At 59.5% G+C, this 15,523-nt stretch carries 11 protein-coding genes and 2 tRNA genes; 9 read left to right on the top strand and 4 right to left on the bottom strand.

Translation table 11 applies throughout. The features are described 5' to 3' along the window. Window positions 1-126 precede the first annotated feature (126 nt). The gene (locus EJA72_RS22790) at window positions 127-2,061 is read left to right on the top strand and encodes a methyl-accepting chemotaxis protein (protein WP_178129533.1); all 1,935 of its coding nucleotides are present in this window, start codon (window positions 127-129) and stop codon (window positions 2,059-2,061) included. Window positions 2,062-2,187: 126 nt separating this feature from the next. Here the strand turns inward: EJA72_RS22790 and EJA72_RS22785 are convergent, their stop codons facing one another. From EJA72_RS22785 to EJA72_RS22770, 4 genes are all read right to left on the bottom strand, one after another. Next, the gene (locus tag EJA72_RS22785) at window positions 2,188-3,753 is read right to left on the bottom strand and encodes an iron ABC transporter permease (RefSeq protein WP_157713918.1); all 1,566 of its coding nucleotides are present in this window, start codon (window positions 3,751-3,753) and stop codon (window positions 2,188-2,190) included. Then, a complete protein-coding gene (locus EJA72_RS22780) occupies window positions 3,753-4,763 on the bottom strand; it encodes an iron ABC transporter substrate-binding protein (protein WP_157713916.1) in 1,011 nt (336 codons plus the stop codon). Before EJA72_RS22780 ends, EJA72_RS22785 begins: the two co-directional genes overlap by 1 nt. A 284-nt stretch (window positions 4,764-5,047) precedes the next feature. Then, window positions 5,048-5,134, bottom strand: a tRNA-Leu gene (locus EJA72_RS22775). A 166-nt stretch (window positions 5,135-5,300) separates the two neighbouring features. Further along, window positions 5,301-5,387: transfer RNA gene (locus tag EJA72_RS22770), tRNA-Leu, on the bottom strand. A 224-nt stretch (window positions 5,388-5,611) separates the two neighbouring features. On the opposite strand from EJA72_RS22770, the gene rnr reads away from it, so the two are divergent. From rnr to EJA72_RS22730, 8 genes are all read left to right on the top strand, one after another. Beyond that, complete coding sequence (gene rnr / locus EJA72_RS22765; RefSeq protein ID WP_157713914.1) at window positions 5,612-8,248, top strand: ribonuclease R; 2,637 nt, start codon at window positions 5,612-5,614, stop codon at window positions 8,246-8,248. Further along, the gene (gene rlmB / locus EJA72_RS22760; protein ID WP_157713912.1) at window positions 8,245-9,012 is read left to right on the top strand and encodes a 23S rRNA (guanosine(2251)-2'-O)-methyltransferase RlmB; all 768 of its coding nucleotides are present in this window, start codon (window positions 8,245-8,247) and stop codon (window positions 9,010-9,012) included. The genes rnr and rlmB overlap by 4 nt, the downstream gene beginning before the upstream one ends. Window positions 9,013-9,322: 310 nt before the next feature. Continuing rightward, on the top strand, window positions 9,323-9,745 hold the full coding sequence (gene rpsF, locus EJA72_RS22755) for a 30S ribosomal protein S6 (protein ID WP_007939579.1): 423 nt from the start codon (window positions 9,323-9,325) through the stop codon (window positions 9,743-9,745). A 28-nt stretch (window positions 9,746-9,773) separates the two neighbouring features. Continuing rightward, window positions 9,774-10,004: a 30S ribosomal protein S18 gene (gene rpsR, locus EJA72_RS22750; protein WP_002551829.1), complete on the top strand. Its 231-nt coding sequence runs from the start codon at window positions 9,774-9,776 to the stop codon at window positions 10,002-10,004. 36 nt (window positions 10,005-10,040) lie between these two features. Next, complete coding sequence (locus EJA72_RS22745) at window positions 10,041-10,934, top strand: hypothetical protein (RefSeq protein WP_157713910.1); 894 nt, start codon at window positions 10,041-10,043, stop codon at window positions 10,932-10,934. A gap of 19 nt (window positions 10,935-10,953) precedes the next feature. Beyond that, entirely contained in the window at window positions 10,954-11,400 is a 447-nt protein-coding gene (rplI, locus tag EJA72_RS22740) for a 50S ribosomal protein L9 (protein ID WP_003197251.1), read from the top strand. 108 nt (window positions 11,401-11,508) lie between these two features. Next, window positions 11,509-12,903, top strand: a complete 1,395-nt coding sequence (gene dnaB / locus EJA72_RS22735) for a replicative DNA helicase (protein ID WP_157713908.1) — start codon at window positions 11,509-11,511, stop codon at window positions 12,901-12,903. A 206-nt stretch (window positions 12,904-13,109) separates the two neighbouring features. Beyond that, complete coding sequence (locus tag EJA72_RS22730) at window positions 13,110-15,413, top strand: YgiQ family radical SAM protein (protein WP_157713906.1); 2,304 nt, start codon at window positions 13,110-13,112, stop codon at window positions 15,411-15,413. Window positions 15,414-15,523: the final 110 nt, after the last annotated feature.

Here is a 15,523-nt window from a genome sequence, read left to right as displayed (position 1 = left end):
GGGTCCTTAATAGGGCCCTTTGTTGTTTCTGCTGGCAAGACGGCATGACCTTTGCTGTGATCTTCATTAAGAGCACGCCTTCTGGCGTGCCATCAATTTAATGGCGTCAAAGCATAGGGATATCAAGTGTCGGCGGTTCTCTCATTGTTACAAAGCCGTCTATTGCGGCCTGTGTTCGTTACCCTTGGTATCGCTCTTTTGGTGCAGGTGCTGGTGGCTGTTGCTCTGACCCGGAGCACGGTGACTGCGCTGGAAGCCGATTTGGGTGTGCGCTTGGGCGCGGACAGTCAGAAACTGTCTGGCGAGCTGGAGCAGGCGGGGCGTGAAGTCACGTCGAGCCTCGATAGCCTGTCCACCAGTACGCGCCAGCGGCTCACGGCCGGTTTGTCCTCGCGTCTGGAGGAAGAGCAGGCGCAGTTGCGCGCCACCCTGGAAAAAGACCTGAAGGACTCCGCCAGTGATATGGCGCAGCTTCTGGCCTCGGTCGCACCCCGCGCCATGTGGGACAGCGACGTTCCAACCCTCTCTGAATTCGCTCGCCGTGCCCAGCGCAATCCCAACGTCCTGTTCGTGGTCTATGACGACGCCACTGGCCAGCACCTGACGCGCTACCTCAATCGGGAAAACCCGATCAACAAGGCGCTTCTGGAAAAAGGTCAGGGCGAGCGTGCGCTGGACAAGGTGCTGGACGCGGCGAAGAACGATCCGTCGGTGTTCTATATCGAAGCCTCGATCAACCCTAATGGAGTGGAGATCGGCAAGGTTCTGATGGGTGTCTCGACCGCCTCGGTGGAAACCGATCTGGCGGCCCTGGACAAGCGCTTCTCCGCGTTGATCGCCAGCAGTGATCAGTTGGTGGGCGACAGCCTGAAAGGCGCCGCAGCTGACAGCGCAACAGCCATGCGCGCGCGCTTGCAGTCAGCGCAGTCCACTGCGGCAGACATGAAAGCCAACACCACCACTACCGTGCAGGAAGCGGCGGCGACCTTGCGCTGGCGCATCGGCATGGGCCTGGCGCTGGTTGGCCTGGGGGTTCTGTTACTGATCGCAGTGGTGTTGGGGCGTCGAGTGGTCAACCGCTTGAAAATGCTCATCTATGCCATGGACGATCTGGCCGCAGGTGAAGGCGACCTGACCAAGCGCGTGCAGATCAACAGCAAGGACGAAATCGGCGACATGGCCTCGGCGGTCAATCGCTTTGTGGATAAGTTGCAGCCGATCGTTCGCGAGGCAGGTGATGTGGCCCAGCGTACCGGCGTGGAAATCGGCGCCATGACCCTGCGCAATGCCGGGGCCGATGCGGCGGCGGGAATGCAGCGTGATGAAGTGGCCGAGAGCCTGCGTGCGTTGTCGCAAATGGCGGATGAAGCCCAGTCTGAAAGTCATGCCATGCAGGCAGCCTTGCAGCAAGTGGTGGACATTCGTTCGGCCACCGATGAAAACACCCGGACTTCGGCGAAAGTCGGCGGTCTGATCGAGGCATTGGCCGGGCAGGTCGATACCGGGTCTAAAGTCATCGAGCGGCTGGCGCAGCAAAGTGAACAGATTGAGGTGGTATTGACGGTGATCCACGGGATCGCCGAGCAGACCAACCTGCTGGCGTTGAACGCGGCCATTGAAGCGGCGCGTGCCGGCGAGACCGGTCGCGGTTTTGCCGTGGTGGCGGACGAGGTCCGGGCGCTGGCGAGCAAGACACAGAGCTCCACTGGCGATATCCAGGCGCACATTGTTGCCTTGCAGCAAGGCGCGCGTGAGGCCGTGGCAGCGATTGGGCAGGCCGGGCGTCAGGCCAACGAAGGTTTGCTGGTGCTGCGCGACAGCGCGCGTTTGCAGCAGTCGGTGCAGGCATCGGTCGAGCAAGTGCATGCGGCGATAGGCCTGGCGACCCAGGCGGCGGCGCATCAGGCACAGGGCGCGCAAGCGGTGCGGGGTCGGGTTCAGACGATTCATGCACAGGCTGAGAAGGCGGCTCAGGCGGTGGTGGAAACCACGGCCAGCGGCAAAGTGCTGGATGGCTTGGCGGCGCAGTTGAAGGCAAGCTTGGGGCAGTTCAGGGCTTAAGCTTTGCGTTGATTGGTCTGACGCTATCGCGAGCAGGCTCGCTCCCACAGTGTGATTGTTGGTGGACACAAAATTTGTGAGCGCCTCAAATCCAATGTGGGAGCGAGCCTGCTCGCGATGGCAGTCTTAACGGCTCAGATACATCCGGGTTGTTAACAGGTACACGGGTAGACCCGACACCAGAATCAACAACGCCGCATAAGGTGCCGCCGCCGCAAACTCAACATTCGCGGTATGCGCCCAGACTTCCGTCGCCAACGTGTTCAGCCCGGTCGGACTCAGCAACAGCGTCGCCGTCAGCTCCTTCATCGCATCCAGAAACACCAGCGCAAACGCGGCGCCCAATGCCGGGAAAATGATCGGCAGCGTCACCCGGCAAAAGGCGCTGAAAGACGATGCTCCCAGCGTGCGCGCCGCTTCTTCCAGCTGCGGCGCGGCCTTGTTCAGTGCCGTGCGAATCGGTGCCTGTGCCAACGGCAGAAACAGCAACGCATAAGCAATCAGCAGCAGCGCCGAAGTCTGGTACAGCGCCGGCACGTAATGCAGGGCGAAATACACCAGGGTCAGCGCAATCACCAGCCCTGGCAGCGCATGCAGCAGATAAGGCAAGCGCTCAGCCCAGATCGCCAGTTGGCCCTTGTAACGCACCACCAGCAACCCCAACGGCACCGCCAGCACCAGGCACAGCGCTGCACCACCCAGTGACAGCGCCAGTGACGAAAACAGGGCCTCGCTGATCGCGGCCACCGGGAAGGCTGCCGATGAACCCACCGCCAGCCAGTACGCCAGCATTCCCAGCGGAATGCCGCTGCCGATGATTGCCAGCATCAGGCAATACACCTGGCCGGCCGCTGCCCAAGGCCCCAATTGAACCTGTTCCGCGTGACGCGCCGAACCTTGGCCGGTGCGTACGTGCCGGCCCTTGCCGCGTACACGCAACTCCAGCCACAGCAGTACCAGACACATTGCCAGCAACACCGCAGACAGCATCGCCGCGTTGGCATTACTGAACTCCAGTTCGAACTGCTGGTAGATCGCCGTGGTAAAGGTTTGCAGGCCGATGATCGACAACGCACCGAACTCCACCAGCATGTGCAGCGCGATCAGCAGCGAGCCGGCCAGCAGCGATGGCCAGAGCAGCGGCAGCGTGATTCTGAAAAACACCCCCCAACGACTCTGTCCAAGTGTTCGAGCGGACTCCTCCAGCGATGGATCGAGATTGCGCAGGGTGGCTGCCACGGGCAAAAAGATCAGAGGGTATTTGGACAGGGTCATCACCAGGATGGCCCCGCCCAGCCCTTCAAAATGTGCGCTCAGTGACACCCAGGTAAAACTGCTGACAAACGCAGGGACCGCGAATGGCAGGCAAAGAATCACGCCCCACAGTCGCCGTCCCGGCAGATTGCTGCGCTCAAGCAGCCACGCCAGCGACAAGCCGATCACGCCACAGGCGACCGTCACGCCGACCATCAGCGCCAACGTGTTGCGCAGCAGTCCGAACACATAAGGCCGCCACAGCAAATGCAGCGCCTGCGCCCAACCGGCCTGCCAGGTTTTCAATCCAACGTATGCCAGCGGCAACAGGCTGAGCATCACCAGCAGTAAAACCGGGAACAACAGCCAGATCGACGGCCGTTTGCGCCGTGGCACGTAACCTCCACGCGCGGCAGGGGCGGATAACGATGCGTTCATCAGTTCAAGCCAACGTCACGTTCCAGGTCCAGAGCTTCTTCAGCGTTTCCGAGGTCGGCTGGCGTGACGTTCGGTGCTTGCAGTTCGCTGAATGGCTTGAGGCCGCGATCCGATTCCATGCCTTTGTGCAGTGGGTATTCGGCGGTGGTCTGAGTGATCACGCGCTGACCTTCTTCGCTGGCCATGTAGGCGAGGAATTGTTGGGCTTCTTTCGGGTGTTTACTGGATTTCAGTACGGCAGCGCTGGAAACCGTGATCAAGCCGCCAACGTCGCTGCCGGTGAAGTAATGCAGTTTCGAATCGAGCTGGCCTTTTTCGCGTTGCAGGGCGAACCAGTAGTAATTGTTCACCAGCACAGTCGCGACCTCGCCGTTCTCCACGGCCTTCAGCGCAACCATGTTGTTGCTGTAGGTCTTGCCGAATGCGCGCAAGCCGGTCAGCCATTCTTCGGCGGCGTCCATGCCGTGCACTTTGATGATTGCCACGGCTTGTTCCTGGAAGGCGCCGCTGGTGGGTACGAAGCCGACCTTGCCTTGCCATTTCGGATCGGAGAATTCCATCACCGACTTGGGCAGGTCTTTTTCATCGATCAGTTTCGGGTTGTACGCGACCACGCGCACGCGGGCGGTGATGCCGATCCAGGTGCCATTGCCGGCCACGTAGTCTTTTGGCAGGACGGCGAGGGTGGCGGTATCGGTCTGGGCCAGCAGGCCTTGTTCGCCGAGTTTGTTCAGCGGCGGTGATTCTTCGGTGTAGATGACATCGGCCGGAGAGCGGTCGCCTTCTTCGACGATCTGGCTGGCGAGCTGGTTGCTGCTGCCTTTACGTACATTGACGTGAATGCCGGACTTGGCTTCGAAGGCTTTGGCGATGGCGTCGCCGACTTCCTTGTGCTGGCCGTTATAGAGTGTCAGGGAAACTGGGTCGGCAGCCTGGGTGAGGGGAGTGGTGAGTGCAAGACCGAGCAGGGTGATGGTCAGGCCGTGGCGCAGGGTATTTCGAAACGTCATTCGCAGGGTTCCTCACTGTCGCATTGCAAAAACTTGCAACAATGATAAACGATATTGTTTCTCAAATGCGCCTTGAAGGGTGTGCCCTATCTCCTGTAGGAGCGAGTTTGCTCGCGATGGGCGTGAACGATGACGCGGGTTACTTGGGTAAACGCGGCGTCTGTGAGTTCATCGCGAGCAAGCTCGCTCCTACAGGGTAGGTGTTGATTTCAGGAAGCCAGAAACGCAAAAACCCGCTTTCGCGGGTTTCTGTGAAATTCAAGATCGTGACCTTGAATTTGAATTGGTGCCCAGAAGAAGACTCGAACTTCCACGACCTTGCGGTCACCAGCACCTGAAGCTGGCGTGTCTACCAATTTCACCATCTGGGCATAATCTTCAGCGTTGCCGCTGTTGATGTGGCGCACTATACGGAGAGCTATTTGATCTGTAAACCCCTGATTTAGTTTTAATAAATCAGACGCTTAGAATGCAAAAAACCCGCTTTCGCGGGTTTTTGTGTGAGCCTTGAAATTGAACTAATCTCAAGCTCGAAATTGGTGCCCAGAAGAAGACTCGAACTTCCACGACCTTGCGGTCACCAGCACCTGAAGCTGGCGTGTCTACCAATTTCACCATCTGGGCAGTATCGGCAACGTCTCCGTCGTCGATGGCGCGCACTATACGGAGGCTCTTTTTAACTGTAAACCCCCGTTATTAAAAAAACCTGAAAAAAACTACCAGTGGCATTCAAAACAGCTTCTCGGTGTCGATAAAGTGCTTCAGAAGGGCTCTGATAGCCTGAAATTTCCCGTTTCATTACGCCTATGCCAAACTAACCCGCATATAGACAAGGTGAAAACTCTCTAATGGCCGATTGGCAGTCCCTCGATCCCGAGGCCGCTCGTGAAGCGGAAAAATATGAAAACCCTATTCCTAGCCGCGAACTGATCCTTCAGCACCTTGCTGATCGAGGTTCGCCTGCTAACCGCGAACAGCTGGTCGAAGAATTTGGTCTGACCACAGAAGACCAGATCGAAGCCCTGCGTCGCCGCCTGCGCGCCATGGAGCGCGATGCTCAACTCATCTATACCCGTCGCGGCACGTATGCGCCGGTGGACAAGCTCGACCTGATCCTTGGCCGCATCAGCGGTCACCGTGACGGCTTCGGCTTCCTGGTCCCGGACGACGGCAGTGACGACCTGTTCATGAGCCCGGCGCAAATGCGCCTGGTGTTCGATGGCGACCGTGCCCTGGCCCGCGTATCTGGCCTGGACCGTCGCGGTCGCCGTGAAGGCATGATCGTCGAAGTGGTTTCCCGTGCTCACGAGACCATCGTTGGCCGTTACTTCGAAGAAGGCGGTATCGGCTTCGTCGTTGCGGACAATCCGAAGATCCAGCAAGAAGTGCTGGTGACGCCGGGTCGCAACGCCAATGCCCAGATCGGCCAGTTCGTCGAAGTGAAGATCACTCACTGGCCGACGCCACGCTTCCAGCCGCAAGGCGACGTGGTTGAAGTCGTGGGCAACTACATGGCGCCGGGCATGGAAATCGATGTCGCCTTGCGCGCGTACGATATCCCCCACGTCTGGCCGGAAGCGGTCCTGAAAGAGGCCGCCAAGCTCAAGCCGGAAGTCGAAGAGAAGGACAAAGAGAAGCGCATTGACCTGCGCCATCTGCCGTTCGTGACCATCGACGGTGAAGATGCGCGCGACTTCGATGACGCGGTTTACTGCGAAGCCAAGCCGGGCAAGCTGCGCCTGTTCTCCGGTGGCTGGAAGTTGTATGTGGCGATTGCCGACGTTTCCAGCTACGTGAAAATCGGCTCGGCCCTGGATAACGAATCCCAGGTTCGAGGCAACTCCGTGTACTTCCCCGAGCGCGTGGTGCCGATGCTGCCTGAGCAGCTGTCCAACGGCCTGTGCTCGCTGAACCCGCACGTCGATCGTCTGGCCATGGTTTGCGAGATGACCATCTCCAAGTCCGGCGAGATGACCGACTACTGCTTCTATGAAGCGGTGATTCACTCCCACGCCCGCCTGACCTACAACAAGGTCAGCGCGATGCTGGAAACGCCGAAACTCACCGAGGCGCGTCAGCTGCGCGGCGAGTACAACGATGTTCTGCCGCACCTGAAGCAGCTTTACGCGCTGTACAAAGTGCTGTTGGGCGCTCGTCACGTGCGTGGCGCGATCGATTTCGAAACGCAGGAAACCCGCATCATCTTCGGCGCCGAGCGCAAGATCGCCGAAATCCGCCCGACCGTTCGTAATGATGCGCACAAACTGATCGAGGAATGCATGCTGGCGGCCAACGTGGCCACTGCCGAATTCCTGAAAAAGCACGAAATTCCTGCGTTGTATCGCGTCCACAACGGCCCGCCGCCGGAGCGTCTGGAAAAGCTGCGTGCCTTCCTGGGCGAGCTCGGCCTGTCCCTGCACAAAGGCAAGGACGGCCCGTCGCCGAAGGATTACCAGGCTTTGCTGGCCAGCATCAAGGATCGTCCGGATTTCCACCTGATCCAGACCGTCATGCTGCGTTCGTTGAGCCAAGCGGTGTACAGCGCTGATAACCAGGGTCACTTCGGCCTGAATTACGAAGCCTATACCCACTTCACTTCGCCGATCCGTCGCTACCCGGACTTGCTCACTCACCGGGCAATCCGCAGCGTCATCCACTCGAAACAGGACACCCCGCACGTTCGCCGTGCCGGCGCGATGACCATTCCGAAAGCGCGTATCTATCCGTACGACGAAGCGGCGCTGGAGCAACTCGGCGAGCAGTGCTCGATGAGCGAACGCCGTGCCGACGAAGCGACCCGCGACGTGGTGAACTGGCTCAAATGCGAGTTCATGAAAGACCGCGTGGGCGAATCGTTCCCGGGTGTGATCACCGCCGTGACCGGTTTTGGCCTGTTCGTCGAGCTGACCGATATCTACGTCGAAGGCCTGGTTCACGTGACCGCGCTGCCGGGTGATTACTATCACTTCGACCCAGTGCATCACCGCCTGGCGGGCGAGCGCACCGGTCGCAGCTTCCGTCTTGGTGATACCGTCGAAGTGCGCGTCATGCGCGTCGACCTCGACGAGCGCAAGATCGACTTCGAGATGGCCGAAAAAACCATCAGTGCACCGATCGGCCGCAAGAAACGTGGCACCGAAACGACTGCGCCGGCGGCCAAAACCGCAGCGGCAGCAGAGCCGGCGCCAGCGAAAACCGGTCGTCGTCCTGCCAAAGAGAAGGCGGTCGAAGCCTATCGCCCGAGCGATGCTGCGGCCAAAAACGCCGAGCTGCGCAAAAGCCGTGAATTGAAGCAGGCGTTGCTGTCTGAAGCGAAAAGCGGCGGTAAAGCGGCGTCTGGGGGAAAGACCGGACGGTCGGCGCCTGAAAAGGCCTCCGGCAGCAAGCCAGCCAAACCGAGCAAACATCGTAAAGGCCCGCCAAAAGCGGGCGCTGCTCCAGCTGCCAAAAGCGGCGGGGCGCGTAAACCGAAGGCCAAGTCATGAGTCAGTTGGAAAAGATCTACGGCGTGCACGCTGTAGAGGCGTTGCTGCGTCACCACCCGAAACGCGTCAAGCAGATCTGGCTGGCGGAAGGTCGCAGCGAACCGCGTGTTCAAACCTTGATCGCCCTCGCGGCCGAAAATCGTGTGCCGGTTGGCAATGCCGAGCGCCGTGAGCTGGATGCCTGGGTTGAAGGCGTGCACCAGGGCGTGGTGGCGGACGTGAGCCCGAGCCAGGTCTGGGGCGAAGCCATGCTCGACGAGCTGCTTGATCGCACCGAAGGCGCGCCGCTGTTGTTGGTGCTCGACGGCGTGACCGATCCGCATAACCTCGGCGCTTGCCTGCGTTCTGCCGATGCGGCGGGCGCACTGGCGGTGATCGTTCCGAAGGACAAGTCGGCCACGCTGACCCCGACGGTACGAAAAGTCGCCTGTGGCGCGGCGGAAGTGATTCCGTTGGTCGCCGTGACCAACCTGGCGCGCACGCTTGAAAAGCTCAAGCAGCGCGGTTTGTGGGTCGTCGGTACGGCGGGCGAGGCTGAACAGAGTCTGTATCAGCAAGACATGACCGGTCCGACCATTCTGATCATGGGTGCTGAAGGCAGCGGCATGCGTCGCCTGACCCGCGATCTTTGCGACTACCTGGTGCATTTGCCGATGACCGGTAGCGTCAGCAGCCTCAACGTTTCCGTGGCGACGGGCGTTTGCCTGTTCGAAGCCCAGCGTCAGCGCAGCGTAAAAGCTGCCGCGGCCGGTAAAAAGTCTTAAGTCAGTTGTAGTCCCTGTGGGAGCGAGCCTGCTCGCGATGGCGTAATAACATTCAGCATCAATGTTGAATGTTGCAACCTCATCGCCGGCAAGCCGGTCTCGCTCCCACAGTGGTTTGTGCCATGACAAAGCTTGGGGGTTGTTCAAATAATCACCAATTGCCTTGCACCTCTCCTGTCCCTTCTCTACAATTGCGCCCCTTGCTGTGACGGCAGGCACGCATGTGTCCATCGCCAGCAAGTCCATAAGTGTCATTCACTCCTTGTCTGACCGCTTTTGAGCGGCAGGCTACAACCCGTAAGGAGCATTCATGCGTCATTACGAAATCATCTTTTTGGTCCACCCGGATCAAAGCGAGCAAGTCGGCGGCATGGTTGAGCGTTACACCAAGCTGATCGAAGAAGACGGCGGCAAAATCCACCGTCTGGAAGATTGGGGCCGTCGTCAACTGGCCTACGCAATCAACAATGTTCACAAGGCTCACTACGTGATGCTGAACGTTGAGTGCACTGGCAAGGCCCTGGCCGAGCTGGAAGACAACTTCCGCTACAACGATGCAGTGATCCGTAACCTGGTCATCCGTCGCGAAGAAGCCGTTACCGGCCAATCCGAGATGCTCAAGGCTGAAGAAAACCGCAGTGAGCGCCGTGAGCGTCGCGACCGTCCTGAGCACTCCGACGCCGAAGGCGTTGACAGTGATGACAGCGACAACAGCGATAACGCTGACGAGTAATCCACGGACCTTTTAAGGAGCCTATCAAATGGCACGTTTCTTCCGTCGTCGTAAATTCTGCCGCTTCACCGCTGAAGACGTGAAAGAGATCGATTACAAAGATCTCAACACTCTGAAAGCTTACGTATCCGAGACCGGCAAAATCGTTCCAAGCCGTATCACCGGTACCAAAGCACGTTATCAGCGTCAGCTGGCCACCGCTATCAAGCGCGCCCGCTTCCTGGCCCTGCTGGCCTACACCGACAGCCACGGCCGCTGAGACCGGGCAGTCGACACGTAGCAAAGGATTGAATGCATGCGTGCCATAGCTGAGTTCATCATGCGAGGCCGTATGCAGGCCACTCTTGTAGTGGCTGGATGCGTAACGTTGCCGTTGTTGTATTGGTTGGGTGCTGCCGCTGGATGCCTTGTGCTCCTGCGGCGCGGATTGAAGGACGCCCTCGGTGTTCTTGCTCTGGGACTGCTGCCGGCATTGATCTGGTGGCTGTACGCCGATGACCCACGCGCACTTCTGGTGTTGCTGGGGTCTTGGAGCCTTGCGTTGGTTTTGCGCGCAAGTGAGTCCTGGAACCGCGTGCTGCTGGTCAGCATAGCGATGGGAGTGGTGTTTTCAGTGGTGCTGGGGACGGCTTTTGGTCCCCAAATCGAGATGCTGGCGCAGGCTTTGATAAAAGTCATGCCGTCGCTCCTCGGTGATGTCTACGAGAAGTTGTCGGTAGATGAGCAAGCGCGCTTTGCGTCCCTGATTGCACCGGTCCTGACCGGCCTGATTGCGGCCTTGTTACAAATCGTCAGTGTGCTGAGCCTGATTGTCGGGCGCTACTGGCAGGCGTTGTTGTACAACCCGGGTGGTTTTGGTCGCGAGTTTCGCGCCATTCGATTCCCGCTGGGGCTGGCGATGTTACTGCTGGCGTTGATGCTTCTGGGGCCGAATCTCGGTCCACAGATGGCCATGTTGACGCCGTTGTGCAGTGTACCGCTGGTGTTCGCCGGGCTGGCCTTGATTCACGGGCTGGTGGCGCAAAAGCGACTGGCCAGGTTCTGGCTGGTGGGGTTGTACGTCACGCTGTTGCTGTTTATGCAGCTGATCTATCCGTTGCTGGTGGTCTTGGCCATCGTCGACAGCCTGATTGATTTTCGCGGTCGTTCGGCGCCGAAAGACGCCGATAGCGCGAACGGTGAAGGTTAAAAGTTAAGAGGATTTTCACATGCAACTGATCCTTCTGGAAAAAGTCACCAACCTGGGCAACCTGGGTGACAAAGTGAACGTTAAGGCTGGTTACGGTCGTAACTACCTGCTGCCTTACGGCAAAGCTACCGCTGCGACCGCTGCCAACCTGGCTGCGTTCGAAGAGCGTCGCGCTGAGCTGGAAAAAGCCGCAGCAGACCGTAAAACTTCGGCTGAAAGCCGTGCCGCCCAACTGGCTGAGCTGGAAGTGACTATCACTGCCACCGCTGGTGACGAAGGCAAGCTGTTCGGTTCGATCGGTACTCACGACATCGCTGATGCACTGACCGCCTCTGGCGTTGAAGTTGCAAAAAGCGAAGTTCGTCTGCCGAACGGCACCATCCGCAACGTAGGCGAATTCGACGTAGCCGTGCACCTGCACGCCGAAGTTGAAGCCACCGTACGCGTTGTCGTGGTAGCAGCTTAAGCAGCACTTGTCGGCTGGCACCCTCGGGTGCTTGCCGGTAACATCGGGCACGATCCTGTTTACAGGTCGTGCCCTTTGTCTTTCTGTAACCCCTAATTCCAAGTGGCCATGAACGAAATCTCCGCTCCCGAGCAATACGATCTGCAAACCGCTGCCCTGAAGGTGCCGCCGCATTCCATCGAGGCCGAACAGGCCGTGCTCGGTGGTCTGATGCTGGACAACAACGCCTGGGAACGTGTGCTCGATCAAGTCTCCGACGGCGATTTCTATCGACATGACCACCGCCTGATTTTCCGCGCGATCGCCAAACTCGCCGACCAGAACTCCCCGATCGACGTCGTGACCCTTGCCGAGCAACTGGACAAGGAAGGTCAGACCTCGCAAGTCGGCGGCCTCGGTTACCTCGGCGAGCTGGCGAAAAACACGCCGTCCGTCGCCAATATCAAGGCCTACGCCCAGATCGTCCGCGCACGGGCGACCTTGCGCCAGTTGATCGGTATTGCCACCGAGATTGCCGACAGCGCCTTCAACCCGGAAGGGCGCACGGCGGAAGAGATCCTCGACGAAGCCGAGCGGCAGATCTTCCAGATCGCCGAGGCCCGGCCAAAAACCGGCGGCCCGGTGAGCGTGAATGACCTGCTGACCAAGGCCATCGACCGCATCGACACCCTGTTCAACACCGACAACGCCATCACCGGCCTGTCCACCGGTTACACCGACCTCGACGAGAAGACCAGCGGCCTGCAGCCGGCCGACTTGATCATCGTCGCCGGTCGTCCGTCGATGGGTAAAACCACCTTCGCGATGAACCTGGTGGAAAACGCCGTGTTGCGCAGCGACAAATGCGTACTGGTTTACTCGCTGGAGATGCCAGGCGAATCGCTGATCATGCGTATGTTGTCGTCCCTGGGCCGCATCGACCAGACCAAGGTCCGTGCCGGTCGCCTGGATGACGATGATTGGCCGCGCCTGACCTCGGCGGTCAACCTGCTCAATGACCGCAAATTGTTCATCGACGATACGGCCGGTATCAGCCCGTCGGAGATGCGCGCGCGGACCCGGCGTCTGGTGCGTGAGCATGGCGATGTTGCCCTGATCATGATCGACTACCTGCAACTGATGCAGATTCCAGGCTCGGGCGGCGACAACCGGACCAACGAGATTTCCGAGATCTCCCGTTCCTTGAAAGCCCTGGCCAAGGAATTCAACTGCCCGGTCGTGGCGTTGTCCCAGCTCAACCGCTCCCTGGAGCAACGACCGAACAAACGCCCGATCAACTCCGACCTTCGGGAATCCGGAGCGATCGAGCAGGATGCTGACGTGATCATGTTCGTTTACCGGGACGAGGTGTACCACCCGGAAACCGAGCATAAAGGCATCGCCGAGATCATCATCGGCAAGCAGCGGAACGGCCCGATCGGTACGTCGCGCCTGGCGTTCATCGGCAAGTACACCCGCTTCGAAAACCTTGCGCCGGGCAGCTACAACTTCGACGACGAGTAACCCTGCCACTGGAGGAGCGAGCTTGCTCGCGAAAAGCTTGAGGGCGCTGCGTTCATCCAGGATGGGCGCGTTATCGTTAACGTCCATCGCGAGCAGGCTCGCTCCTACAGGACCCAGCGTTATTTCCGACCATAGCCGTCGGAATTGGTTATTTTTTGTGCTATATTCCGCGCCCGCGATTTTTCATCTCAACACCGGTCATCGTCATGCAAACAGCCAAGCCGTTATTTGACTATCCCAAGTACTGGGCCGAATGTTTCGGTCCAGCGCCATTCCTGCCAATGAGCAGGGAGGAGATGGATCAGCTTGGCTGGGATTCCTGCGACATCATCATCGTCACCGGTGATGCGTACGTTGACCATCCGTCGTTCGGCATGGCGATTATCGGCCGGCTGCTGGAGTCCCAGGGCTTCCGCGTCGGGATCATTGCCCAGCCGAACTGGCAGTCCAAAGACGACTTCATGAAACTCGGCGAGCCGAATCTGTTCTTCGGCGTCGCGGCCGGCAACATGGACTCGATGATCAACCGCTACACCGCCGACAAGAAAATCCGTTCCGACGACGCCTACACCCCCGGCGGCCTGGCGGGCAAACGTCCGGACCGTGCGAGCCTGGTTTACAGCCAGCGCTGCAAGGAAGCCTATAAGGACGTGCCGATCGTGCTCGGTGGCATCGAAGCCTCCCTGCGCCGCATCGCTCACTATGATTACTGGCAGGACCGGGTGCGCAACTCGATCCTGATCGACGCCTGCGCCGACATCCTGCTCTACGGCAACGCCGAGCGTGCGATCGTCGAAGTCGCCCAGCGTCTGTCCTACGGTCACAAGATCGAAGACATCACCGACGTTCGCGGCACCGCGTTCATTCGTCGCGACACGCCAAAAGACTGGTACGAAGTCGATTCCACGCGCATCGACCGTCCGGGCAAGATCGACAAGATCATCAACCCGTACGTGAACACCCAGGACACCCAGGCCTGTGCGATCGAGCAGGAGAAGGGGCCGGTTGAAGACCCGAGCGAAGCCAAGGTCGTACAGATTCTGGCCAGCCCGAAAATGACCCGTGACAAGACCGTGATCCGTCTGCCATCGGTCGAAAAAGTCCGTGGCGACGCGGTGCTCTACGCTCACGCCAACCGCGTGCTTCACCTGGAAACCAACCCGGGCAACGCCCGCGCGCTGGTGCAGAAGCATGGCGAAGTCGACGTCTGGTTCAACCCGCCGCCGATTCCGATGACCACCGAAGAAATGGACTACGTGTTCGGCATGCCCTATGCGCGCATTCCGCACCCGGCGTACGGCAAGGAAAAAATTCCGGCCTACGACATGATCCGTTTCTCGGTGAACATCATGCGTGGCTGCTTCGGCGGCTGCACCTTCTGCTCGATCACCGAGCACGAAGGCCGCATCATCCAGAACCGTTCCGAAGAGTCGATCATTCGCGAAATCGAAGAGATCCGCGACAAGGTCCCGGGCTTCACCGGCGTCATTTCCGACCTCGGCGGCCCGACGGCGAACATGTACCGCATCGCCTGCAAGAGCCCGGAAATCGAATCCGCGTGCCGCAAACCGTCATGCGTGTTCCCCGGCATCTGCCCGAACCTGAACACCGATCACTCTTCGCTGATCCAGTTGTATCGCAGCGCCCGTGCATTGCCGGGTGTGAAGAAGATCCTGATCGCTTCCGGCCTGCGCTACGACCTCGCGGTCGAGTCGCCGGAGTACGTCAAGGAACTGGTGACCCACCACGTCGGTGGTTACCTGAAGATCGCCCCGGAACACACCGAGGAAGGTCCGCTCAACCAGATGATGAAACCGGGCATCGGCAGCTATGACAAGTTCAAGCGCATGTTCGAGAAGTACTCCAAGGAAGCCGGGAAAGAGCAGTACCTGATTCCTTACTTCATCGCCGCCCACCCGGGCACCACCGACGAAGACATGATGAACCTGGCCCTGTGGCTCAAGGGCAACGGCTTCCGTGCCGACCAGGTGCAGGCGTTCTACCCGTCGCCGATGGCCACCGCCACCGCGATGTACCACTCGGGCAAGAACCCGTTGCGCAAGGTCACTTACAAGAGCGACGCCGTGACCATCGTCAAGAGCGAAGAGCAACGTCGTTTGCACAAGGCGTTCTTGCGTTATCACGACCCGAAAGGCTGGCCGATGTTGCGCGAAGCGCTGACCCGCATGGGCCGTGCCGATCTGATCGGGCCGGGCAAGAACCAGTTGATTCCGCTGCATCAGCCGGCGACCGACAGCTACCAGAGCGCCCGTCGCAAGAACTCGACACCGGCCGGTAGCCACAAGGTGGCGGGTGAGAAGACCACCAAGATCCTGACCCAGCACACCGGCCTGCCACCTCGCGCCAGCGATGGCGGCAACCCGTGGGACAAGCGTGAACAGGCCAAGGCTGCGGCGTTCGCCCGCAACCAGCAGGCGGCCAAGGAGCGCAAGGACGCAGCCAAAGGCAAAGGGCCCAAGCCTGCCCGCAAGCCGGTTGTACCGCGCTAAGCGCTGCTTGAGCTGAACAGAACGCCAACCCCCGGGTTGGCGTTTTTGTGTGTGCGAACAAACAGATTGTTACAGGATCCAGATAACTGGTGTGACGACTGGCCTCATCG

The sequence above is a fragment of the Pseudomonas sp. PB120 genome (assembly GCF_009761815.1).
Classification (GTDB): Bacteria; Pseudomonadota; Gammaproteobacteria; order Pseudomonadales; family Pseudomonadaceae; genus Aquipseudomonas.
Note: the sequence above shows the minus strand (reverse complement) of the source record. Positions and strands in the feature narration are given on the sequence as shown.

Bases quoted from the DNA above. Each gene is read 5' to 3' on its own strand.
- dnaB (WP_157713908.1), top strand. From the start codon at position 11,509: ATGAACGAAATCTCCGCTCCCGAGCAATACGATCTGCAAACCGCTGCC.
- EJA72_RS22730 (WP_157713906.1), top strand. From the start codon at position 13,110: ATGCAAACAGCCAAGCCGTTATTTGACTATCCCAAGTACTGGGCCGAA.
- EJA72_RS22785 (WP_157713918.1), bottom strand. From the start codon at position 3,753: ATGAACGCATCGTTATCCGCCCCTGCCGCGCGTGGAGGTTACGTGCCA.
- rnr (WP_157713914.1), top strand. From the start codon at position 5,612: ATGGCCGATTGGCAGTCCCTCGATCCCGAGGCCGCTCGTGAAGCGGAA.
- rpsF (WP_007939579.1), top strand. From the start codon at position 9,323: ATGCGTCATTACGAAATCATCTTTTTGGTCCACCCGGATCAAAGCGAG.
- EJA72_RS22745 (WP_157713910.1), top strand. From the start codon at position 10,041: ATGCGTGCCATAGCTGAGTTCATCATGCGAGGCCGTATGCAGGCCACT.
- EJA72_RS22780 (WP_157713916.1), bottom strand. From the start codon at position 4,763: ATGACGTTTCGAAATACCCTGCGCCACGGCCTGACCATCACCCTGCTC.
- rpsR (WP_002551829.1), top strand. From the start codon at position 9,774: ATGGCACGTTTCTTCCGTCGTCGTAAATTCTGCCGCTTCACCGCTGAA.
- rplI (WP_003197251.1), top strand. From the start codon at position 10,954: ATGCAACTGATCCTTCTGGAAAAAGTCACCAACCTGGGCAACCTGGGT.
- rlmB (WP_157713912.1), top strand. From the start codon at position 8,245: ATGAGTCAGTTGGAAAAGATCTACGGCGTGCACGCTGTAGAGGCGTTG.